This window comes from Nostoc sp. UCD121 (assembly GCF_014222285.1).
Lineage (GTDB): Bacteria > Cyanobacteriota > Cyanobacteriia > Cyanobacteriales > Nostocaceae > Nostoc.
In genome coordinates this window covers 40,089-64,145 of record NZ_JACKZS010000008.1, presented here as the reverse complement: position 1 = coordinate 64,145, position 24,057 = coordinate 40,089, and the positions used below count along the sequence as shown (strand labels likewise).

Below are 24,057 nucleotides of genomic sequence, written 5' to 3'. Positions count from 1 at the left end.
CGACTTTATCCATATCGTTAAGCGATGTGACTAGTGTTAGTTTTTACATCACTCAAGTAGGCTGATAGATAAGACAGTTAAGTAATTAATGTCAAAAAGAAGAGTAGAGACGTTGCAATGGAACATCTCTACTCGCCAAGATAGCGGAGAATTGCGATCGCTGGAGACTTTGTATTATTTTTTAACCACAGATAGTACATAGATAATTCATTAGCATCAATCTGTGGTTTCATTTTCCTAAAATTGACTTTTACAAAAAGTTTACTGTTTCATTCAGCAGATGAAACACTGGGTATTGCAGAACGAATTGCACTAATAAAGTTTTGAGCATAATTCTGTGTTGAAAAATCTAAAGCGCGTTGCCTGGCAGCTATTCCTGCACTGTGGGCGAATTCTTGTTCGTCAAGATAGCGGAGAATTGCGATCGCTAATTTATCCGCATCACCGTAAGGTGTTAATAGTCCATTCATCCCATCGGTAATAATTTCTGTCGGGCCGCCTGCATCGCCAGCAATTACAGGTTTACCCAGCGCCATCGCTTCAATAATCACAATTCCAAAGGGTTCTTTATCCGAGGCATGAACGAATACATCCATCGCCTGCACCCACTCCGGGATATTACGCTGTAGTCCAGCCATAATTACTTGTTCTTTCAAGCCCAAGTTTGTGATTTCTGCTTTTAAAAAGTCTTCATAGTCGGGTTCTAAATCGTGCTTACCGCCAACTACCACACAATGAGCATCAGGATACTTCTCTAAAATTTTGGGCATCGCTTGCACCAATATGTGCATTCCCTTCCATCGTTGCAATCGTCCCACAATTCCAATCAACGGGCCGTGTAAAGGTAAGCCTAGTTTTCGCCGTGCTTCTTCAGGAGTTGGCAAAGCATCAGGCTCAAATCGATCTAGTGCAACACCGGGATAAACCAAGGGTGTTGGCCTATGAGGCCAAATCTCTGCTTGTGCTTGCTTACCATCTTGAGAAAGGGTGATAATTGCGCGGGCTGGGATTAAAGTAGCGAGTCGTACCAACCAAGTTTTATCGCTAGGTACTTCTAGCTGATACCAGACAGCAGGCAAACCAGCCAGCATTGCCGCCAAGCCTCCAGATATATGCGTAATCCACATCCAATTGACAATTATATCTGCACGTTCGCGGCGTGCGATCGCAGCTATCTGAAAAACAGCACCAATAAAACGGTGGATTTGGCGTAAACGTCCACTTTCCACAACTCGCGCATCTATACCAAGGGACTTTACTTGTTCTACCATTGGGCCGTGTTCTAAAAATATCACCAGCCACTCAACACCAGCATTACGTCCTTGCTGTACCAAATCCCAAAGCATCATTTCACCGCCGCCTCGTTGTTCGGCTAGTGGCATTACAATAATTGCTTTCATAATTTAATCAGTCCTATTTAAGTTGTAAGATTTTGTTTTCTCACTCAATTGATATAGCAATACGCTTGGATTAAGCATTTTATTTTTTTCTTCTCTCTGTGTTGCGCCAGGTGCTAAAAAATATAGATAAGGAAACGAACCGCTAAGGACGCAAAGGACGCAAAGGGAAGAAAGAAGAAAGAAGAAAGAAATATGTAATTTTAACCAATGGTTTAGGATTGCTATATTTAGGAATTTTTCGGATTGCTATAGTATTTATGTCCTGCCATAGCCATAGCTAAAAATCCCCAAAGAATCATCCCTGCTACACTCAACATTCCGCTACCGATAATTAGCTGTGTAGCAGAACTGATGCCAATGGCGCGGGCAGCACTAATAAAACTATCAAAACGTCCCTCACCATAACTGCTAACACTAATAATTAACAAGATTAATCCACCCATATAAAAGATGGCTCCAAACCAACCAAGGGTGAAAAACATATCTAAGATGCCACTATCAATTACCACTACTTCAATTTGACCAGTTTTTTCATTGACTTTCCAGATATTTCCTAAGCCGTTACCTAAACCATTAGAAAGTGCTAGACCAAGGTTTTTGTCATAACTTCCCGATCTATCTTTAAAACTTGTATCATCTTGAAGATTAGAAAAAGTTTCCAAACGGGCTGATACAACCCCAGCAATTGGCTCAATGGTTGTCAATGGCACAACACAAATTGCCATCACCGCAATTATAACGATCAAGCGCATTTGAATTCGTGCCTTGACTGAACCCACAATCATAATTATTCCAAATAACCAGCCTCCCCAATTAGTTCGCGCTTGTGTTAGTAGAAACGACAAGTAACCAACAGCTGAAGCAGGAAAAATTAAATTTCCTGAACTGGTAAATAACAACAGTAAACCAGCTTGCATGACGGAACCAAAAGGGCCGACTGAGTGCAATGTACTCCAGACACGCATCCCAAAAGGTACAGGGTTCCCAGAACTCATAAATAGTTTTGATTGAATGAGCCAATACCTATCCCACTCAGGAGCTACTACGAATTGATATATGCCATAAGTTCCTAAAAGTAACACGCACCAAAGAAATGTTCGTTGAATATTCTGGCGATAACTAGGATAATCTCGCCAGTTTATAAATAAGTGAAAAGCGAAGATAATCGGACTGAGCCAATCCAGTAGTCCGCGTGCTACAGGGATTGGTGGGTTATAAATCAGACCGATGAGAAAGCCATAAAAGACTCCGATAAAAGCTAAAACAAATGGCAAACCCCCTTGACGTGAGGCGCGGGGAAAATGCCGCAAAAATGTTGCTATGGTTACAAACACCACCAAGTATGGTGCTATGAGCATCTGACGAGTAGCATCCCAACCTACCTTATAGTCAACTAAGCGGGTAGCTAAGGGCGTGAGAAACCAAATCCACCAAGTAAAGCTGACGTAGAGAATGGGATGCCGCAAGTATAAAAACACGGCTACAGCTAAAGCCGTCATCGGGTAAATTAGACGTAATGCAGCAGTAGCACCAGCAAAATAGCAAACTACAGTTAGTAGTATAAAGCCTGCGATCGCCATCCATCCCTGTTGCGATCGCTCTTGAGGAGAATAATTTTCTTCTAAAAAACTATTGTAAAGTATCTGTCTAGAATTCATTCAATTTTAGATTTTAGATTTACACATAAAAAATCCCAAATGAAATAATCAGTCTGCAATGCCAATGACCAATGACCAATGACAAATGACTAATGACCAATGACAAATTGTTTATATCCCTGCCAACGCCCACGCCAAGATGCCAACAATTTTTTCCCTGCCAATTGCCCTTGGCTAGGTAAAAATCTCAGCCATTGTACGAAACCCAAACTATCGCACGTACCCACAAATACTGCCCAGAATAAAAATACAATCCGGCGGATAAATGGCAAATGTTCTAGTAAAACTAAGGTTTCATTATGGACTAAATTAATAAAGGCAATCTCATTAAAATTATTTCGCTGATCTTCATCAAAACGTTGTGCAGGATAGTGGTCTACAGCAACATTAGGATCGTAAATTATCTTCCAACCAGCCCGCTTTAATGCCAGAGTAAATGCCATTTCAAAATGTACCTGCGCCCCAGTACCACGCATCCGCTCATCAAACCGCAATTCTCCGATGGCCTCTTTACGAAAACTCATGTTTACGCCTTTGAGAATATCGACTTCGCGGGGTTCTCCCACTCCCAGATGATGGTTGCCAATCACTCGCCCAAACCACTGCAACTGTCCCACCACTGGGCGAGATTCGTCTTCTAATTTGCTGCCGTGGTATACCCAATCACGCCCTCCCAAACCGCCGAGGCGACTATCTGAGGTAAAGTAAGCAGCGATACGCTCTAACCAATCTGGGTGAGGTGCGGCATCATCATCAGTAATGGAGACAATATCACCCTCCACTGCTGCTAGTCCGGCATTGAGGGCTGCGACTACCCCCGGTTGTGTGACTTTTACAGTATGCAGTGGCAGATTGGGCGCGTTTAATTGCGCCAAGAATTGCCAAGTATCTGCATCCGTATCGCGGACAACCACTATCACCTGATCGACGGGTTTAATTTGCTCCTGTAGCGCCAAAAGGCAGCGTGATAGGTCTTGTGGACGGCGATAAGTCGGTATCAGAACGGTGTTCCGCATTCTTGCTCAACTCCTCGAATAAATCCACATAAGTTTGTGCCATAGTAGTCCAGCTATGTTTTTCTGCCACAGAACGAGCAGCTTTGCCCATTTGCTGTATGAGGGCGGGACTACTTACCAAAGTCAGCAATGCCACAGCCAAAGCATCAATATCATCTGAGTCGGATAAAACGATGCCACATTCTGGTGTGACTAACTCTCCGCCCCCGGTGGCTGTGGCAGTAATTACTGGCAGTCCTGAAGAAAGTGCTTCTAACAATACGAGACTGCAAGCTTCGTATCGGGAAGGAAAAACAAATAAATCTACGCCTTGCATAATTTGAGGGATATCACGGCGAAATCCCACAAAATGCACGCGCTTACTTAACCCCAAAGAGGCTGCTAACTGAGGGAAAGGGCTATTTTGAGTGTGTCCCACTACCACCAAATGTAAATCGGGAACTTTCACCAAGGCGTGCAGTACAGTGTCTAAGTTCTTTCTGGGTGTGCGGATGTCTCCGGCGAATAATGCTAGGGTGACATTTTCCGGTAAACCCAACTTTTGGCGATCTGTTTCACCAGGGGTAAATTCTTCTAAGTCAACGCCATTGATAATTACGCGAATGCGAGAACGCGGTACACCAATGTTGACTAATTCCTGCGCTACCTTTTCCGATACAGCCACAACAACCTGCGCCTTTTGGAAAGCCTGTTTTTCCCAACGGGCATTAAAAGCCGTAAACAGCCATTGGTATAAACCATATAAATCTCGGCGGTTGCGAGAAATATGAACAGGCGATCGCAACCATGAACTGTGGACAAAATGTACAGCATTCACATCAGCCGCAGCCAGATTAATTGCGCCATTGACTTTAACTAAATCAATCTCAGAGCGATTTTTCCGCAACCAATTTGCACTTTTTCTGGCAAATATGAGATTACGCAAAAATTCTGTTGGATAGTCTTTGACTGGAATGGGAATCCAATTAACTTGACTATTCTCCTCTAGTTCTGGTGCGACTTCACTAGCTAATAATGTCAGTTGATGACCACGACGAATCGCTTCATTAGCAACCTCATAGTTTACCCGTCCCTGTCCATCACCTTTCTTAATTTTATGAGTAACAATACAAAGTTTCATCCAATACCTTCTTTAGTAATATAAACTCACATAGAACCGCAGCCAGAGAACTTCAAATAATCTTCTTTTCTTACCTTCGCGCTCTTTGCGCCCTTTGCGGTTCGTTAAAAACAGGATTTACGTAAACAATAGCCAAAAAGATAAATTTTCAGATAAGGGCAATTCATTAATTACCCCTACAAGACTCTACTATTTCGACAACTCTATTAATTTATTTGCCAAAAATTGCGGAGTAAAACTAAGACTTAGTGCGACTAATGTTCGCGCATTAAACTTTTGTTTAGTCAGCGCCTGCCAAAAATAAGGACGTGCTACCGCTATCTCTTTACTTCGCAGTAAACCAATACCCAAAGTTGTATTAGCCTCTAACCATTTCTGTTGAAAATACGTCCTAAATTGCTGTAAACGAGCGTCTTCCATAAAGACTTGATAACAAAACATTTCGCTTTTAGCTTTGCGAATTTTTGCCTGGACATCTCGACTACCACTGAGCATAGTATCAGTTTGCTCATGGGCGCGATATCGCGTCAGTCTTTCTGGATAGTAGTAAGCGCCATAACCCGATATACAACACAGGTAAGTTAAATATAAATCCCACATCCCACCAACTTCTGGAGGAATACTATCCCAATCGACAAGATTATTGCGAATTACACAAGATGCAGCAGTAGGGATACTTTTATCTACCAATCCAACTTTGTGGAAAGGTTGATAAATTCCTTCTTTCAGTTTATCTCGCTTATAACCGCGTGTATTTTTTTCAGTCCCAGCATTATCAATTATGCCATTTGCATCTATGATATATTGGTCACAAAAAGCGAGAATTAACTCAGGATTTACTTCCAGAACTGGTACAATCTTTGCTAGAAAATCTTCATTCCACATATCATCATCATGAAGACTAGCAATATATTTACCTCGCGCCATCTTGAAGCCATGCTGCTGATTAGCTATCATACCCACATTTTGCTGATGTCGCCAAAATCTGATGCGTGAATCACCAAAAGATGCCACAAGTGCTTGAGGATTTTCTGGACTGCAATTGTCTGAAACAATAATTTCGATATTCTGATAAGTCTGTTTAATAGCACTAGCAATCGCTTGCTTGAGATAATCTGGTCGATTATAGGTAGGGATAATAACGCTGACTAAAGGCTGTTGGCATTCTTGAGATAACGACATATTTTTTTCCTTTATATTTAATAGATAAAAGATGCACCTTATAAAATTTCGACTAAACTCAGCTTATTTCACTTGAGAAATACTATATAATTTTTTCGTTCTCGAAGGAAAGTCAGCTATTGTTTTTGCATAAATTGTTTGCAGATTACTTACATGAGCCGCCATTGTAAATTCATTCATCAATAAAGCATGACCTTGTTCACCCATTTGTCGGCTTTTTTGATGATCTCCATATAACTCATGAATAGCATCAACCAGCTTTTTGATATTATTACCTGGAACCAGAATGCCCGTTTCCCCATCTTGTAAATGTTCTGGAATACCTCCGACTGCACTACCAATTACAGGCCGATAATTAGAGTATGCTTCCAGAGTTACAAGACCGGCAGGTTCAGGCCAAACACTAGGGAAGATGACTGCAAAACACTGTTGATAAAGTTGATTTATTTTGTCAGCATCACACCAACCATGCCAAACGATCCGATTACTTAATCCGAGTGTGTTTGCTAACTTTTCTAACCGTGGCCGTTCCCAGCCTTCACCTGCAATATCAAGTTTAATTTCTGGATTTGTATGTATTAAGCTTTTAAGCAGCCATTCCAGACCTTTATCAGAAACAATGCGACCAACAAACAAAATTCTATGATTTTGGTGGACTTCTAAACTCAGGGGAGCAGTCTTTATTTGCGGTACAGAAATACCGCAGTGTAGCGTTACAGTTTGCTCCGGGGGTACACCATTTTTAATCAACTCTTGACGCACATATTCGCTATTAGCAACAAAGGTAATTTTTACCTTTTTTAAGGTATCTAATAACTGATGAGTATTTTGAAGTTCTTTAAGAGTTCTTAACGGTCTACGGCTACCACATTTATCTGCTAATTTACCCCAGGTACAACCTAAGTAAGAGAAGTTGCGATCGCAGATTGTCCGTTGCCCAGCTAAATATTTTGTGCCACTAGGACAGTACAATGAGTGATTATGAACACTAAATACAGTAGGACATTCACCTGTAAGCTGCAATAGTAAATCTGGGCTGTGGATGTGCAGCAGCTTGAATTGGCTTTGGTCAACACCCTTGAGCGATTTTATCACGCGATCGCTAACTTCAGGTGGTCGATGTTCAAACAGAGAAGCTAAATAAGTTTCAACACCTCCGCCCTCGCCTACATCAAAATTCGAGCATTGATAAATCAGGTCTTCTTCAAAAATACCTCTGTGCAATTGTTTATTATCTTGTTTGGCTTCATTGATTGAGTTAAGCATTAATCACCATTTGTCTTTACGTTTTTATTAATTAAATTCCTCATATCAATAGAGGCTTATCTTCATCAACTTATATGCCAACATTAAACCAAAGCTTGTGTCTAACATCACTTACATAATGTCTGAGAGCAATGTTTTTACTTGCAGATTTATCAGGATAAATAAACTGATCTTCTACATTAAGAACATATTTTTTTGTACATAGAGGTTTACCATGATTGTGGTGCATGGTTAAATGTACAATCGTTTGCTCAGTGAAATAACTTGGAGCTTTTTGAAGATTTGCTAAACGCTCGATGGCAAAACTCCAGTCAAATTCATGCCTAAATAATATAAATCCACCATTTACAGGATTCAATTTTTCAGACTCATCATAAATAATTCGCTCATCTAGCGACATAGAACAATCAGGTAGATAAAGAGAGTATTTATCATCCGACTTGCTCAAATCAATCAAGTCAATTCCGCCAGGAAAAAATAGAATATCCGAATCAGTGTAAATCGTAGTACCATTAACAGGAATCGACATCAATGCCGACAACTTTCTGCCCATTGGATGCAGTTGGGCATAATCAAGAACACATTGAGGTAAATCTGTTCTCAGGAAGTTTTGTAAAAGTATTACCTGAACGCAGGGATGGATGCGGCTGAGTAAATTACAACTAGAATCAGTATAACTGCCATCAGAAACTACAGTAAATGTCTCTGGAATGCCGACATGACGAATGAATGAGCGAATACTTGCCACTTGTTCTGGTAGATCGCGTTCGCATGATAAGGCATAGATACTTACCGGAACTTGCCGAGTTTGCTTTATCGGGATGCTGACAATCTGAGAAATGGCTGCTTTATATAGAGAACGATTAAATTTACCCTGAATTTTAGCAGTGTGGTATCCTATATTTACCATTTATTTTTCCTTGTTAAAATTATCAATAACTGAGTAGGGAAATGAATTCGTAATTTATATTTAGTAAATTACGAATTACTTTAGGGTAGCGGGGCGTAGCCAATTACGAATTACGAATTATAGTATTGCATCTGGTGATATTCCCACAGCTTGCCTTGGCGTGCGAGTAATTCTTGATACTTGCCCTGTTCTACTATCCGTCCTGCTTCTAGTACTACGACTTTATCTGCTTTCGCAATAGTAGAAAGACGGTGAGCGATCGCAATTACTGTTCTACCCACAGATAGCTTTTCTAATGAGTCTTGAATTAAGCGCTCTGATACAGAATCTAAGGCGCTAGTTGCTTCATCCAAAATCAAAATTTCTGGGTTCCGTAGTAGGGCCCGCGCGATCGCAATTCGCTGTCTTTGTCCTCCAGATAATCTAACACCCCGATCTCCCAATTGGGTATTAAAACCTTCGGGCATTTCTAAAATAAATTCCAGGGCATTCGCTAATTTAGCAGCTTCTTGAATTTGCTCATTAGTAGCTTGTGGAGTACCATAAGCAATATTTTGCCAAACATCAGTATTAAAGATAAATGTATCCTGACTGACAACAGCTATTTTACGACGTAGAGAGTTAATTTCAAATAGTCTTATATCAACTTCATCGATATAAACATTTCCCTCTGTAGCATTGTAAAATCGGGGGATTAAATCAGCAAGGGTGGTTTTACCAGCACCAGATGCTCCGACTAGCGCAGTCATTTTCCCTTTTTCAATGGTTAGGGTAATGTTATGCAGTACTATATTTTGGTCATCGTAACCGAAATCTACAGATACTAAATTTATTGCCCTTTCTAAAGCTTTAAACTGAAGTTTCCCATTCTTAAAATAATGTTTATCATCACTTTTCAACAAATTTTTAATGTTGTCTGCCGAGCCATGTAGAGTACTGAGAAATGCTCGTGTACCATTAATATCTTGAACAAACGGGATGAAGCGAAATAACACAAAGAAAAATGTTAGCAAAGAAGCAACTTGTAGCGTTCCATTACTAACCAGGCTAGTGAATGCCAAAATAATCATTCCCACCAACACCGTAGTGGCTACCCCTTCGGCAATTGGCTTCACAAGTGTCCAAGTGAATACAACTTTTGTTGTAGTACTTACTACCTTATCGCTAGCTTTGTAGTAACGCTGGCGCTCAAATTCTTGAGTACCACAAGAATGAACAGTGCGAATGCCATTAATAAATTCTATGGCTGTTGATGTAAAGTTAGCATTGGCAGTTGTCATGCCAAAACTGGATTCTCTGACTCTGGCATTCAGATTAGATAACCCTACACCTAACAGTGTAAATAGTAATGCTGAAATCACGGTGAGTTGCCATGATATCAAAAACATTGAGATTAAGTAGACAAGAGTTGTTATGCCTCTAGTTACTAAAAAGGCTGCACCACTGAAACCTTGCCTGATTCTTTCTATTTCTGTGGTTATTGTGTTAATTAGTTCACCAGAACGAGTTTTGGCAAAGTAGCTTAACGATAAGGATTGTAATTGTTCAAAAATTTGCTTGCGTAAGCGATCACCAAAATGCAGTTGGGATAATTCAGTATAAACTAGTCCAAAATAATTGAAGGCGACACGTAACCAAGTACTTAATAATATCAGTGAAGATATGCGGTATAGACGGTTAATTGATGATGACTTAGATCCTAAGACTAAAGTATCAAACCATTCTATTCCTGTTTGGACAGGTTGAGCATTTGGACTAGTTAAGCTTTGCAAGAAGGAGAGTAAAAAACCAATGCTTACTCCTTCAAAGGTTGCTGCTAAAATTGAGAATGTCAGAGCTAAAATTACTATTTTGCGAAAGTGTTTAAATTCTCGCAATATCAAATAGTTGTCTTGCCAAAAGCTGGAAGCTTTGAGCAGACTACGGAATTTTTGAGGAAGTTGAGAATTCATGGATTTTATAATAATAGTTTGGCAAGGTAGATAGATCGATACTGGTGAATTAAGGGTTAATTCTTTTTTTGAACGAACCGCAGAGGCACAGAGAACACAGAGGAAGAGAAGGAAGAAATGCTTAACTTTAGTCTCAGTGCGGTAGATGAAATACCGCACAGATGAATTACAGGGTTTGGCTATCTAGATGTAAGAGGTGAGACTGTGCCTCTGCTTCTAAGGAAGCTTTAATTTCTGGTAGTTTATTTAGCTGTACTGCATCTTCTAAAGTCCAACTATCAGATCCAGTCAAACTCATATCACCGCGCAGCACGTTAAATAACTGGGGTAGATTGTCGAGATTGTATTTACCCATCCAATGCTCTAACGGTGTGATATTGTGCGTGCAAAACTTCATTGCTTGAAAGAGTTTACCCCGTTCTCCGACACGCCATTCACGACAAAAGAGCGATCCTGGTGAGTAAACTTGCATTAATGCCATCAATCCCAGCATGACTGGACTTACTAATACCAGCAATACTAAAGCAGCAATCCAATCAATTAATCGCTGCAATTGTCTCCAGGGTTGATTAGAAGGTTTATTGCCAGCAGGTATGCTTAGGAATATTGGTTTTTCAGCTTCTTGACACGCATCTGCCCAAAACCTGAGCAAAGCCTCACCCAGCTTTGGATCTATGCTTACCAAACTTACTGGAGAATTTTGTAAGCATTCTACTAGCGATCGCTTACTATTTAATGCAGGCAGATAGGGTTGTTTAACTCGTCCAGGCAACTTTACCAACAGCTGACCCCGCCGCCACTGGAGTGTGCAGTACCCACGATTATCTTGCTGTTCCTGGGTTACATCATATAAATTCTCTAGAGATGGAATTATTGAAGCTGTCATAATGTCTTTGGGTTTATACAGGAGTGAATTACTGAGGCGTTATCAAAGGCTATCAATGCCAAAGACCCAAATCCGAATCTTGTTGTAAGTCCAAAAATTTGGAGATAATTGAGGGCAAAAATATGTTATTGCTATTTGCCACTCAGTCAAGCACATATCGTCCAGAAGTCTGCTGGTGTAGAGGTTTAAAAATCAAAGTTACTATCAATATTCATGGGTAATCGGTATTTTCCGGTAACTACTGAAAGTAGAAATATGTAGAGGGAAATTACCCATAAATTTATATCTACGTTTACTTGCACTGAGGTGTTTATTGTATCGATAGATTTACCAAAACCAGTCTGCTATTATCTTCTAGCCTTTACGAAGTGCTTTAATCTCTAGAATATAAGACTATTTAAGAATAGCGATCGCTCAAATAAATTCTTTATTTACTCTTTAAAGAGCCAGTAATTTCTCTGAAAACCCATAAAGATCGCATAAATATACTAAAATTTTCCTGATAGCAATAAAATTAATTTTGTTCATAAAAAAGTAGGGTAGCACAGCTGCGCTACCCTACAGTATGTTGCATTTAAACTAATTTAGATTCCCGATTTATATAAAGAAGTCGGGGATCAATCCTAGCCATACTAGCTACTTTTCTACAGCTTGACGGAGAGCCAATTGCTGTTGTTTGATATAAGGTACGTAATTACTGCTAGAGTTTGATACCCCATTAGCTACAACCCCAATCAGGTTTAACTTACTTAGCATTGCTGTAGCCTGAGTCAACTGGCTTCGTGTCACAATACCAATGCTTGCCACCATGACCACGCTACGACAAGATGAGGCAGTAAGCATGGCATCCACCAAACCAAGAACAGGGGGAGCATCTATGAGTACCAAATCATAGTTTTCCTCAAAAGCTGCCATCAATTGCATCATTCGGGGAGAACTCAACAGATTCGCTGGGTCAGCAGGCTTGGGGCCAGCAGTCAAAATATCGATGTAGGCGGAACCTGCGTATTGAAGACTAATCTGGCTGGGTAGACTTGCATCACTCGCCAATAGAGTTGAAAGTCCCTGTTCATTGGGAAGATTCAGTTGGTGGTGCAAACTGGGATCGCGTAAATTGGCATCAATTAGTAACACCCTTTTGTGTAAACGGGCAGCACTCATCGCTAAACCTAACGCCAAAGCTGACTTACCCTCATCTGGTAAAGCTGAGGTAATCATCAAAGACTTCAAGTTAGCAACAGTATTTAAAAGTTCAATGTTTTTGTAAATCAGATCCAGCGATTCCCAACGTGGTGGAGATTGCAGTACCTGAATTGTCCAAGGGGCGAGAACTTCTGGCTTGCCAAAGGGCAATTTAATCATTGATTCTCTGGGTTTAGCTGGCGGTAACTTGGGGGTTGTTCCCAACAAAGGTAGAGCCATTTGCTTCTCTAACTCAGCAGTGGTATGAACTGCATCATCAGCCGAATCTCGAATAAAGGCGGCAATGCCTCCTAACATCAACCCAACCACAGCACCTAACAGCAAGTTCTGTTGGAGATTGGGGCCTAATTGTGCGCCTTTTTGGGGATCTTCTACCACTTCCCAATTAAAACCACCCTTGGAAAGTTCTTGCCGCAATTGCTGTTCTGCTCTTAAAAGCTGCTCTAACCTTTCACGACTAAATTGCAACTGCGGTAGCATCCGATTGTAATAAGCTAACAGCGGCGGAAAGCGTTTGATTTCCAAACGTAGTTCGTTTTCTTTCTGAGCTAAACTTTGATCGCGGGCAGTTAAAGCAACTATAGTTGTCTGCGTTTCTACTAACTGACCAGCAAGGTTAAGATCGATTTGGCCAAGTTGTCCTTTTTCAAGAAGAGAGTCTCCAGAAGTGAATGCATTAGCAGACTTTTCACCTAAAGTTCTTCCTACTTCTTGTTGCAATAATTCCTTCTGTCCCTGAAGCTGTTCTTTGAGCTTTTGCACACTCGGAGTCTGATCTGTAAAGCGTAAGCGTTCTTGTGCTAGTGCCAATTCGCTTTTTTGGATTTCGTTCAGTAAGCCTTGATAGCGAGTAGACTGACTCAGACGAGAAGCAACTAGAGCATTTTGAGGAGAACGGTTAAGTTGTTCTTCTAAAGATTTTTGGCGTGCTAAGGCTTCGCCATACTGAGCGCGAGTTGTCTGTCTTTCTTGAGCGATATTATTTAAAGCTGTCTCAATCGCTTTGGCCTGTGACTCTGGATCAATTAAGTTTTGATTTCGGCGAAACCTTTGTAAATTAGTCTCAGATGCGTTTACTTCTTCACTGGCTTTACTTAACTGTTCCCTAATAATTTGCAGACCTTTTTGTAACCGCGAAGTCTGCTGTTGTTTGTTATATTCCAGATAAACTTGTCGAATTGCACCCAGAACTTTTTGTGTCTTTTCTGGATCTCCAGCAGTGTATTCGACTTGAAAGATTTTTGTAGCAACATTATCTTCTTTGCTTCTCAATTGAGTTAAGACTAAAGAAGCTTTAATTTCACCTGTACTGATATCTGGATAATCAGACTGAAGTTTATCAACTGCTTTTTGGATAAGTCCAGAACTCTGCATTAAGTTAAGCTGAGTTGCTGTATCTATGACAATATTAGAGTCAGTAAACTGGCTATCTACCCCTGCTCCTTCTTTCTTACCTTGATAGTTAGATTCTACTAGCAGTTGCATTGAACTTTTATAAGTTGGTTTAGTTTTTAAAGTTACGATGCCTGCTATAGCAATAGAACTAATTAATACTGCTAAAAACCAAGGAAATCTTCGCACAAATACGGCAAACAATTGTCCGTAACTTGGTTCAGTTTCAGAGGCTGGATTTATTTGAGGATTTAGACTAGTTTGAACCACTTTTATTATCCTTGTCTTCAAGACTTACGCTAAGAGATATCCCGAAGAGTACCTATTTTTTTACGAACCACCTTCGCGTTAGCGTCTCGTTAGAGAAGTGCGCCAAGGAGGAGAGAAAAGCAATAGGTAATCTTATAGTGGAAAAAGATTAAGAAATCAAATGAATATTTGATGTCCGCCACAAGCTTGGTTAATAATTTGATCAACTTTCCCAAAGAAGGCATTCTCTGAGAAGTTTGCTACTGCATGATTACGGATGCGATCGTAATCCCAAGAGATGCCATTAGCTTCTTGTAATGCAATTTGTAGAGATTCGGGTGTTTGTCTTTTGAAAAAGACTCCTGTTTCACCTGGTATTTGAGTATCTAATACTCCACCTGCACCATAAGCGATGACTGGTGTGCCGCTAGCATTTGCCTCTACTGGAACTAACCCGTAATCTTCTAAGGCTGCGACAATAATAGACTTGGCTTTGGAAAACAAGTCTTTGCGGGTTCTATCACTTACGTGTCCCAAGAACACAATATTTTTTAATGCTTTAGATTTTAACCGTTCTAGTTCTGGCCCATCACCTGATATTAATAAGTGCCATCCTAGCCAGTTAAAAGCTTCGACTATTATATCAAGGCGTTTATAGCTAATCATCCGGGCTGAAGCCAGATAATATTCATCTTTTATATCTGAAAAAACAAATTTACTAGTATCAATTGGATAGTTCACCATCATTGCCTTTTTGCCATAAATACTTTCAATACGGCGGGCAACGACACTAGAATTGGCAATGTAAAGGTCAGGTTCCTGTGCATATTTCAGGTCTACCTTTCTCATTAATTGAAATACTTGTTCAATTAAAGGTGCAAAATATCTATAGTCTCCGTACTCCCTTAAATAAGTTGCCGTATCCCATAAAAAACGGGTGACGTTATGGCAAAAGCAAATGTGGCGAGCGTTGGGGTTTTTTCGTACTGCTTTGGCGAAGCTGGTGCTACTGCTAATAATTAGATCGTAGTCTTGCAGATCCAAGGCGCGAAAAGCAGGAAAATATAGAGGAGCCATTGACCTGAAATATCTTGCTGCACCAGGGATTTTTTGTAAGAAGGTTGTGTTAACGATGCGATCGCCTAAATCGATGGTTTTTTGGCGATCGTACAGAGATGTGAAAATGTCTGCTTCAGGATAACGCTTACAAAGCAGTTCAAATACACGCTCTGCCCCACCTCGCTGGGTTAAATAATCATGGACTAGAGCAATTTTCATGAATTTGACCTAAAGTTTCGATCAGGTTTGTTTCAACGCTCCCCAGCAAGTTATTATCAACAACTTTAGTGTCCCGCAGTATAGCTTCCTATCCTCTCTCTTTACGAAATTCTGGCGACAAATATGTTGGTAGGGGCTTTGGATATCCCCCCAACCCCCCTTAAAAGGGGGGGCTTTTTGTAATTTTTACCCCCTTTTTAAGGGGGTCGCCGCAGGCGGGGGGATCTTATCCGAAACTTATAAGGGGCGTACAGCTGTACACCCCTACAGCCAATTCATTTGTCGCAAATATTTTTGGAAACGATATTACCCAACTGCTACCAAGATTTTTTCTGGGGCGAAATAATTGTTTTGCTCAGTTCTTAGTTGGTCGCAGAGTCTGCCTTCAGGTAATTCTACATCCTCATAAGTGAGAACTTGATCCTTATTAATATCCCGTTTCAGGCGACATCCTTCAGCTAAACCAATTGGTAGGAGATTTTGCTGTTGGACGATGGGGGAATTCTCACATTGTCCGTAGGTCATGTAGTAACCGATGCCATCTAGGGTTTCTCCAGCTTTCAAGTCGATTTTGGCGGTGGTGACAACATCTACTAACGGGCCTGCTAGCGGGGACATAACGGCATCACCGAAGAGGACAGCACGCGCTACAGACAAAGGAACTTCAAAATGACAGAGGTGATAAGGAGTATAGAAGCTGTAAAGTGGGCCTTCGCCTAATTTGTATAAGTTGAGATAGTGGCGTTGCTTGGGATCGTCGTGAGTGGCAAATACATATACGCCTGGGCCTGGTTTTGCTCCAACTACATAATCGACAATACCACCCAGTTCTTTGAGTTGTTCAACATCATATAAATGGGTCATTTCCTCGACATAACCGTTGAAGTCATATCCCAACATTCCCCGTTTGGCGACTTTCATCCCTGTGGCATTGGCAACGATCGCTTGCTCGAAGGAAATTTTGGTTCCGTCAGCGAAGCTAGCCACCATGTGGGGCTTTTGACCCCAACGTTTAGCAAATCCTTCCTGGGTGGTGGGATTGCGATAGGGGTCTTGGAGTCCTTTAATGTTACCGCACAATAACGGAGTTAGACCAATGCTTTTTACAAAGCGGTAGAGGTTCATTTGCACCCCTGGCTGATCGCCATCACAGGCGCTGAGAATGACACCTGCTTTGTCAGCATAGACTTTCAGGATGGGGCCAATAGTGCCGTCGAGTTCGGCATTCATCATGATCACATGTTTGCGATGAGCGATCGCTTCCATTACGATGTGAGCGCCAAATTCCACTGCACCTGTGACTTCGATTATGGCCTCGATGCCCTCAGCCTGACACAGTAACTTAGCGTCTTCTGTGACTGCATATTTACCGTTTGCGATCGCATCTTCTAATTCGCTGACAGTTGCAACAACTTGAATATCTTCAATTCCTGCTTCCGAATAAGCTTGTTTAGCTGCATCAATCTTGCGATTGGAGATAGCAACTAACTCCATCCCTGGCACTGAATTGACAATTTGGTTGGCAATTCCTCGACCCATAAAACCAGCACCGATCATTCCCACTTTAATAGGATTTCCTGCTGCTGCACGGGCTTGTAAGGCGCGATCGATAATAATCATGAACTAAACTCCTTTTTGGAACTGTTGGTTGTGATACAAATTCTCTATAAACTTGCACTTAATGATTTTTTACAGCTAAATATTAAGTACATTTTCATGGGAATTAAGATTAGTGATTGCTAGTAACGGGTTGTTTGCTAGATGATGTGGAAGCAGTATGTTTTTTCTGGCTGTGATTTTCGATAATTTTCTCTACAACATTTCTGTAAACTTGGGCAAATTTTTCTTTGGTATGATTTGCTCTGGCATATTCCCATGCCCTCAGAGACATCATCTGTAGGTTTTCAACAGGCAAATTGGAAATACTTCTAACTTTTTCCTTAATTTCTTCAAGGGAAAGGTTATCAAAAATCACACCAAAATCATGAACATCAACACCAGATTCGTAGCTTAAAATGGGAATTAGCCCAGCTTGTAAGCAACTAATTACTGCTCCTGACTGTCCTTCAGAAACCGAAGGATAAACCAGCCCTAGACAGTTATTTGTAACCTCTATAAAGTCAGGGCTACTAACATCAATCCACCCATAAGTGTGAATGTTAGGTGTTTCGTACAGTTCTTTATAGAAAGCTTGCTCAAATTCTTTGTCATTACTTACCGGGCCACAAACTGTTAAATGGTATTCCGGCATTTGAGCAAAGGCATCTAAAACTAAATCTAAACCTTTCAGGACTAAAGCACTACCACCAAACCACAGAAAACGTTTTCTTACCGCTTCAAAATCTTTCTTGTCAGGATAGGGATAAACAGTAGGCGAAGAAATTGGGATACGATACATCGGTTTGTTGGCATATTTGAATGTATCAGTTGTGAAATCGTTACCCAACACAATGGCGCAATCGGCATATTCGATTCCCAGGTTAGGAACCTCAAATCGCTGTGGTTTTAAGGTTACACCTTTGCGCTGTTGTACTTCTAAAAGCCTGTTGCATTCAGCTGCATTGCGAAACACCATATTTGCAATGTCAACATGGAAAATTTTGATGCAATCTTTATTGAGTTTTGGTGCAAGTGCTTCCATCCGATGACGGATATCAATGAAAAATGCGTAGTGCTTTTGCGGAACGAATTTATCATTGTGGAACTGGATAACATCAACGTTATAGCCCAAGTCTAAAAAAGTTTGGGCTATTTGCCAAACTTCCCAGTACCAAGTGTGGTCATTAGGCATTGGCTGACCAGGTTTTAAGAGGAATGGCTCAATCCGATAAGAAAGAAGCATATTCCCCTTAGAAGGTTGTTTTGGCTTTAGAGAAACAACCTGTAAGGTCTTAGCGTAATTAATCCGAGCTTGTACTTTGTTGGAGACAAAAGATATAGTATTAGCGATACGAGATAGAATCTTATTTGACATTTATTTCTACCTAATTTCATTAACTTAATATCTCAAACTTTAATTAGTAATTGATAGTCATATCTACATCAATTCTAATTTCTTTCTTTACTTTGCGATCTTTGCGTCCTTCTCTAACGAGACGCTGCGCGTAGCTTGCTTTTCCGTAGGAGTATGCGGTTCGTTAAAAATGATTTCACGAACCATTTAATACCGCCATTTTTATCTAGAAGTACCGCCAACAGTCATCATTCTCAACAAAGGCCAACTTAAATCTTTCTCAGAAATTTCAGTCACATCTAGAGGCCAATCAATGGCAAAGAATGGGTCATCATAGCGTAAACCTCTCTCATACCCTGGCGTGTAAAATTCGCCTACTTGATATACCACTTCAGTTTCATCTGTTAGTGCTTGATAGCCGTGAGCAAACATTTCTGGAACATATAAAGCGCGGCGGTTTTCTGGTGTTAGTTCCACCCCAATGTGTGATAAAAAGCTAGGAGATTCAGGACGCATATCAATAATTACGTCATAGATAGCGCCTTTAGTACAGCGAATTAACTTCGTTTCTGCTGCTGGCAGAATTTGATAGTGCATTCCCCGGATAGTGCCTTTTTTGTAGTTAAAAGACAGGTTGCATTGGGCAACTGTTGGCTTTAATCCGTGGGCTTCAAATTCTTGAGCGCAGAAAGACCGAGCAAAAAAACCTCGGTGATCTGGCTTTTCTTCTAAGTCAATAATGAATGCGTCTTTGAGTTCGGTTGCGGTGAAAATCATTATGTTTCCTTTAAGATAAATGTTGGTGTGCTAACTGCTTAACAAACCCCAGAGATGCAGAGGGCACAGAGATATGAGATAAACCTACAAATTTGGTTTTCTGGCATCTTTAAACTGACAAATAAACCCATGTTTCTACCTTTACGTGAAGCTAATTCTCTTTCTCTGTGTTCTCTGCGCCTCTGCGGTTAATTAAATTTACGTTTTTAATTCGAAACTTTAACTGCATCTGATGCAGACTGTAACTCTATTCTGGGATAAGTATCATCCCAGTATTGGGTGCAGAGGTCTGGCCGTTCAGGAGGATTGGCGGTGTAACAAAAGAATAGTGTTGACCTGTCTTCTGTACGAACTGTGCCGTGATGTAGGGCATTTTTGGTATCTACAATAATGACTGTACCTGCTGGCCCTGGGCAGGATTTCCAAGCTGATTTGGGGATGACTGGTTTTACTTGTTCATCGTCAATACCCATATAGCCTGACTTCCAAAGTTTGTAGTAAAGTCGAAAATAATTCCAACTAAATAAGGAAGTTAGGGAGCGGGGGATGTATTGAAAAGGCCCAGTTTTTTCTTCTACATCATTCAAGTAAATAATGATTTTGATAATCCGCCGATCTTCTGCATCGCTATGCCATAGTAGTGTCCCAAACTGATATTTGCTCTTGAAATCTTTGCGTAAATGTACACCATGAAAAGCAATTGGAAGACCGATATAATTTTCGATGATGTTGAGTAGCCTTTTCTCTACCCCCCAGGCATAAAATTCTGGTAAACCTGTAACTGTATAAATTTGTGGCAACCTTTCATCTAGATGCTCATTGGTGGGATTTTCCATCTGAAGCAATTGATGGTGAGCAGCTTTGAGCAGTTCGGAGCTAGAGTCGAACCCTAAATCGGCCAAGTTAGTGACGTAAACACCATCTTTTTTGAGAGTCTTAAGGATGTTGCGTAGGCGTAGCCCGTCGTAGACATCGCTTCCTGCTAATGCTGGCAGATTTCTGCTATGCTTCCAACGAGCTAGGTAATATTCAAAGTCAGATGAGAGTGTAGCTATTTTGCGTTTAATAGCGTTAAGCATGGTGTAAATACCTTCTGTTTGTGAAATATATTTGTTAGTAAATTAGTAACTTAGGGCTTATAGCTTCGCACTTCTTCAGTAGAGATTTCACTTGATTCTGCTAACCCAAACTCTTTAGAAACCATCAAATCAAAAGCACACAAGCTGACTAAAGCCATAAATGGAACTACTGTTTTGATGGCGGACATCGGCCATCTTCTTAAAGCACCCAAGAAAACTTTTAAGTTGACTTCTTTACCGTTCTGCAGAAGCATCCGTCTACAAAATTGTTTAGAATATCCACTTTGCTCTAATTTCAAAATAACTTCGGGGATGTGTTTGTATTGCATTAACAGTGCTGATTGTGGTTCTTTCTGCCAATAACTCACACCAACAATACATTCTAAATAAGTCTCTTTAGTGACAATTACACTACCATTAGCAGCACAATATCCGGCTAAATATGCTAAAGATATCCAGTTATTCTCAGCATCTTGCCAATCTTGTAGAGCGCGTTTTACTAAGTCAGTGCGATAGACTGTAGCAGTCAGAAAAATGACTGCACCGACACTTTTTGAAAAACAATGTTCAAATATGGCTTTACCATCACCCTTACCATCTTCACTATCAACATCAAACCAGCGATTACCAACTATTTTTGGTGGATGAACTGGTTCACCAGTAATTTGGTTACGACCAGAAAAGTTGAGGAACAATAATGATAAATCTTCGTGTTGTCTGAGTTTGCTAATCACATAAGCAATTGCTCTATCTTGAATTGGGTCATCATCGCCGATTGTCCAAACATATTTTGTTGTTGTAGACTTTAGGCAATACATAATATTTTTAACTACGCCTAAATTCTTTGAATTTTTATTTGATTTAAATGTAATATTGTTAAGTGCAGCTTGCCATTTTTGAATTACCTCCTGAGTATTATCTGTTGAACAATTATCGGATACTAAAATCTCACACTCATCTTCAAAGCCTTTGATAGCTTGAGCCAACCATGTTAGCTGTTTATCAAGTAAATCGGCACGATTATAAGTGGGTATGGCAATAGTCAGCAGTTTATTCATATTAAGCTTAAATCTATAAAGAGGCTACTAACAACAGCTTGTTTGTTAACAAGCTGCTTTTAATTTGATTTTTTGATATTTAACAACAAAAGCTTTATGAAACTACGCCTTTTAATTACTTTTTACCTATTCTCTATGCTCATAATGAAAACAATAAAATAGTAAGAAAAGGCGCTTTTTGGGTTATATTTAGTAATTACGACGCTATTAAAAGCCTATCCGGAATAGGACACGGATAAATTTTTACTTCAGGAATTGGTACAACAAACTGTCCACCCCACTCGTTAATAAATGCCATTTGCTCCATAATTTCCTCCTTGAGATTCCAAGGTAAAATTAGGACATAATTTGGTTTAGTTTCGCGGATTTTGTCTGGTTCAAAGATAGGAATATGAGTCCCAGGCAAAAATAAGTCTTGTTTGTAAGGGTTGCAATCAACTGTGTAATCTATAAAATCTTTTCCAATCCCACAGTAATTAAGCAATGTATTGCCTTTGGCTGGTGCGCCATAACCAACAATTGATTTCCCTTCTGCTTTTGCACTCAAAAGGAAATTTAATAGCTTATGCTTTGTTTGTTTGACTTTTTCGCCAAATGTAATATAAGTCTCTATCTGATGCAGTCCAGCAGCAATTTCTTTTGCTTTTAGATGGCTAACTCGGTCACTAATATCAGGACTATCAGCATCGTCATGTTTGGCATAAATTCTTAGTGAGCCGCCATGAGTTGATAATTCTTCCACATCAAAAAGTTGCAAATTGTGTGCTGCAAAAATCTTTTCAATAGTCAGAAATGAGAAGTAAGAAAAATGCTCGTGATAAATAGTATCAAATTGATTTTGTTGAATCAATTGCAAAATGTGAGGAAACTCCATCGTCAAAATACCATTCGGTTTGAGGATGAGTTTCATTCCAGCTATGAAATCATTTAAATCTGGCACATGAGCTAAAACATTATTGCCTATCAAAAGATCGGCTAGTTTTCCTTGTATCACAAGTTCTTTGGCAGTCTCAACCCCAAAAAACTTGTTGATACTAGGAATACCTCTATCTTGAGCTATCTTAGCTATATTTGCAGCTGGTTCTATTCCTAAAACTGGGATTCCCTTTTCTACAAAATATTGCAGTAGGTAGCCATCGTTGCTGGCAATCTCAATAACTTGATTATGATGATTAAAGCCAAATTTTTCTATCATCATATCGGTGTAAGCTTTGACGTGTTTTAGCCAACTTACTGAGTAAGAAGAAAAGTAAGCATAATCGCTAAAAATATGATCGGGAGTTTCAAATTGTTCTAATTGAACTAAAAGGGTGTCTTCAGAGACATAAGCATGGAGTGGATAAAATTTTTCGGCATGATTTAGCTGTTCTACTGTCAGATAAGCATTGGCTAAAGGTGACATTCCTAAATCAATAAAGGTTTGGTGCAGAGGTTGACCACTGAAACGACATTTTGCGTTCGCCATATTTTTCAACTCACTGATTACAAATAATTTGATGGATGAAATAAGTCCGAACCAAATATTGTTGATTCGGAAACTTAGATTATTTCTTCTTTCCTGATAGGCAAATCTATCTACTTTTTATTCCAGAAGAAATCTTTGTCAATTTGCTCGGTACGGATTAGATACTCTAGCTGTTTTAAGCGAGTAAATCCTCTAAATAAGAAAGTGTCTTCAGCCATATCTATTTGGCTAAATAAATCAAATAGCTGCTGGGCACCAAGTCGGGCATTCCAATCACATTTAAATCCGGGGAGAATTGTGTTGATTTTCTCGAAGGACACCCGATAGCTGCGGTTATCTGAGCCATTGTCACCAAAGGACAATTTACAATCTGGGAAAATATCAGCAATAATTTCCGCGATTTCTTTGACACGATAGTTGTTTGCTGTGTCTCCGACGTTGAAAATTTGGTTATGTACAATATCCCGTGGTGCTTCTAAAGCACAGACTATTGCTTTGCAAATATCCAGTGCGTGGACTAATGGTCGCCAAGGTGTACCATCACTGGTCATTTTGATTTGTTTGCTAGTCCATGCCAACCCAGCTAAGTTGTTTAAAACAATATCAAAGCGCATTCTGGGAGAAGCACCAAAGGCTGTGGCATTCCGCATAAAGGTGGGAGAGAAGTCATCGTCAGCGAGTGGTGTGACATCTCTTTCTACGAGAGTTTTGCATTCTGCGTAGGCTGTTTGGGGATTAATTGGGGATTCTTCTGTGACATCACCTGCGGTAGCAACACCGTAGACGCTGCACGAAGACATATATACAAAGCGGCGCACACCCATAGCTTTAGCTAGGCTAGCGAGACGAACTGAACCTATATGATTAATTTCGTAGGTAATATTTGGCGCTAATTGTCCGGCTGGGTCGTTGGAGAGTTCTGCCATGTGAACTATTGCTTCAACGCCTTCCAAATCATCGGGGGTGATGTTGCGGATATCTTTGTTAAGGGTTTTGGGTGTTACCCCATTAGCGTTGTATAGCCAACCAACTTTATAGAAGCCGGTATCTAGACCGATAACTTCATGTCCACGTTCGATTAACAGAGGTGGTAATAATGAACCTAGATAGCCTTCTGTTCCAGTTACTAATATTTTCATTGTGGTTAACGCCTTTGTATTGATGAGTTAAATTTTTCGTTTAGTAGGGATGCACAGATGTGCGTCCTAAAGGG

General features: G+C 40.2%; 18 protein-coding genes. All 18 read right to left on the bottom strand.

From position 1 onward, the window contains the following. Nucleotides 1–269: 269 nt before the first annotated feature. The gene (locus tag GNF10_RS03225) at nt 270–1,400 is read right to left on the bottom strand and encodes a glycosyltransferase family 4 protein (RefSeq protein ID WP_185585321.1); all 1,131 of its coding nucleotides are present in this window, start codon (nt 1,398–1,400) and stop codon (nt 270–272) included. Nucleotides 1,401–1,627: 227 nt separating this feature from the next. Then, on the bottom strand, nt 1,628–3,058 hold the full coding sequence (locus GNF10_RS03220) for an O-antigen ligase domain-containing protein (protein WP_185585322.1): 1,431 nt from the start codon (nt 3,056–3,058) through the stop codon (nt 1,628–1,630). A gap of 89 nt (nt 3,059–3,147) precedes the next feature. Then, on the bottom strand, nt 3,148–4,074 hold the full coding sequence (locus GNF10_RS03215) for a glycosyltransferase family 2 protein (protein ID WP_185585323.1): 927 nt from the start codon (nt 4,072–4,074) through the stop codon (nt 3,148–3,150). Then, nucleotides 3,992–5,194, bottom strand: a complete 1,203-nt coding sequence (locus GNF10_RS03210) for a glycosyltransferase family 4 protein (protein WP_185585324.1) — start codon at nt 5,192–5,194, stop codon at nt 3,992–3,994. Before GNF10_RS03210 ends, GNF10_RS03215 begins: the two co-directional genes overlap by 83 nt. A gap of 189 nt (nt 5,195–5,383) precedes the next feature. Then, nucleotides 5,384–6,376, bottom strand: a complete 993-nt coding sequence (locus tag GNF10_RS03205; RefSeq protein WP_185585325.1) for a glycosyltransferase family 2 protein — start codon at nt 6,374–6,376, stop codon at nt 5,384–5,386. A 63-nt stretch (nt 6,377–6,439) separates the two neighbouring features. Next, entirely contained in the window at nt 6,440–7,642 is a 1,203-nt protein-coding gene (locus tag GNF10_RS03200; protein WP_185585326.1) for a glycosyltransferase family 4 protein, read from the bottom strand. A 70-nt stretch (nt 7,643–7,712) separates the two neighbouring features. After that, nucleotides 7,713–8,552: a hypothetical protein gene (locus GNF10_RS03195; protein ID WP_185585327.1), complete on the bottom strand. Its 840-nt coding sequence runs from the start codon at nt 8,550–8,552 to the stop codon at nt 7,713–7,715. Nucleotides 8,553–8,662: 110 nt separating this feature from the next. After that, nucleotides 8,663–10,504, bottom strand: coding sequence for a heterocyst formation ABC transporter subunit HepA (gene hepA, locus GNF10_RS03190; RefSeq protein WP_185585328.1), 1,842 nt, complete (start codon nt 10,502–10,504; stop codon nt 8,663–8,665). Between the two features lie 166 nt (nt 10,505–10,670). Then, nucleotides 10,671–11,390 carry a heterocyst development glycosyltransferase HepC gene (gene hepC, locus GNF10_RS03185; protein ID WP_185585329.1) on the bottom strand — a complete coding sequence of 240 codons (720 nt, stop codon included), beginning with the start codon at nt 11,388–11,390 and terminating at the stop codon, nt 10,671–10,673. A 636-nt stretch (nt 11,391–12,026) separates the two neighbouring features. Next, nucleotides 12,027–14,255, bottom strand: coding sequence for a polysaccharide biosynthesis tyrosine autokinase (locus GNF10_RS03180; RefSeq protein WP_185581272.1), 2,229 nt, complete (start codon nt 14,253–14,255; stop codon nt 12,027–12,029). 156 nt (nt 14,256–14,411) lie between these two features. Then, complete coding sequence (locus GNF10_RS03175) at nt 14,412–15,512, bottom strand: glycosyltransferase (RefSeq protein ID WP_185581273.1); 1,101 nt, start codon at nt 15,510–15,512, stop codon at nt 14,412–14,414. Between the two features lie 306 nt (nt 15,513–15,818). Further along, the gene (locus tag GNF10_RS03170) at nt 15,819–17,132 is read right to left on the bottom strand and encodes an NAD(P)H-dependent oxidoreductase (protein WP_185581274.1); all 1,314 of its coding nucleotides are present in this window, start codon (nt 17,130–17,132) and stop codon (nt 15,819–15,821) included. A gap of 109 nt (nt 17,133–17,241) precedes the next feature. Continuing rightward, nucleotides 17,242–18,486, bottom strand: coding sequence for a glycosyltransferase (locus tag GNF10_RS03165; protein ID WP_185581275.1), 1,245 nt, complete (start codon nt 18,484–18,486; stop codon nt 17,242–17,244). Nucleotides 18,487–18,687: 201 nt separating this feature from the next. Continuing rightward, nucleotides 18,688–19,242, bottom strand: coding sequence for a dTDP-4-dehydrorhamnose 3,5-epimerase (gene rfbC / locus GNF10_RS03160; RefSeq protein ID WP_114082315.1), 555 nt, complete (start codon nt 19,240–19,242; stop codon nt 18,688–18,690). Nucleotides 19,243–19,448: 206 nt separating this feature from the next. Further along, the gene (locus GNF10_RS03155; protein ID WP_185581276.1) at nt 19,449–20,321 is read right to left on the bottom strand and encodes a phytanoyl-CoA dioxygenase; all 873 of its coding nucleotides are present in this window, start codon (nt 20,319–20,321) and stop codon (nt 19,449–19,451) included. Between the two features lie 50 nt (nt 20,322–20,371). Further along, nucleotides 20,372–21,379 (bottom strand): glycosyltransferase family 2 protein, encoded by a 1,008-nt coding sequence (locus GNF10_RS03150; RefSeq protein WP_185581277.1) that lies wholly within the window; start codon nt 21,377–21,379, stop codon nt 20,372–20,374. Between the two features lie 196 nt (nt 21,380–21,575). Then, entirely contained in the window at nt 21,576–22,844 is a 1,269-nt protein-coding gene (locus GNF10_RS03145) for a class I SAM-dependent methyltransferase (protein WP_185581658.1), read from the bottom strand. Between the two features lie 110 nt (nt 22,845–22,954). Continuing rightward, nucleotides 22,955–23,983, bottom strand: coding sequence for an NAD(P)-dependent oxidoreductase (locus tag GNF10_RS03140; RefSeq protein ID WP_114082320.1), 1,029 nt, complete (start codon nt 23,981–23,983; stop codon nt 22,955–22,957). Nucleotides 23,984–24,057: the final 74 nt, after the last annotated feature.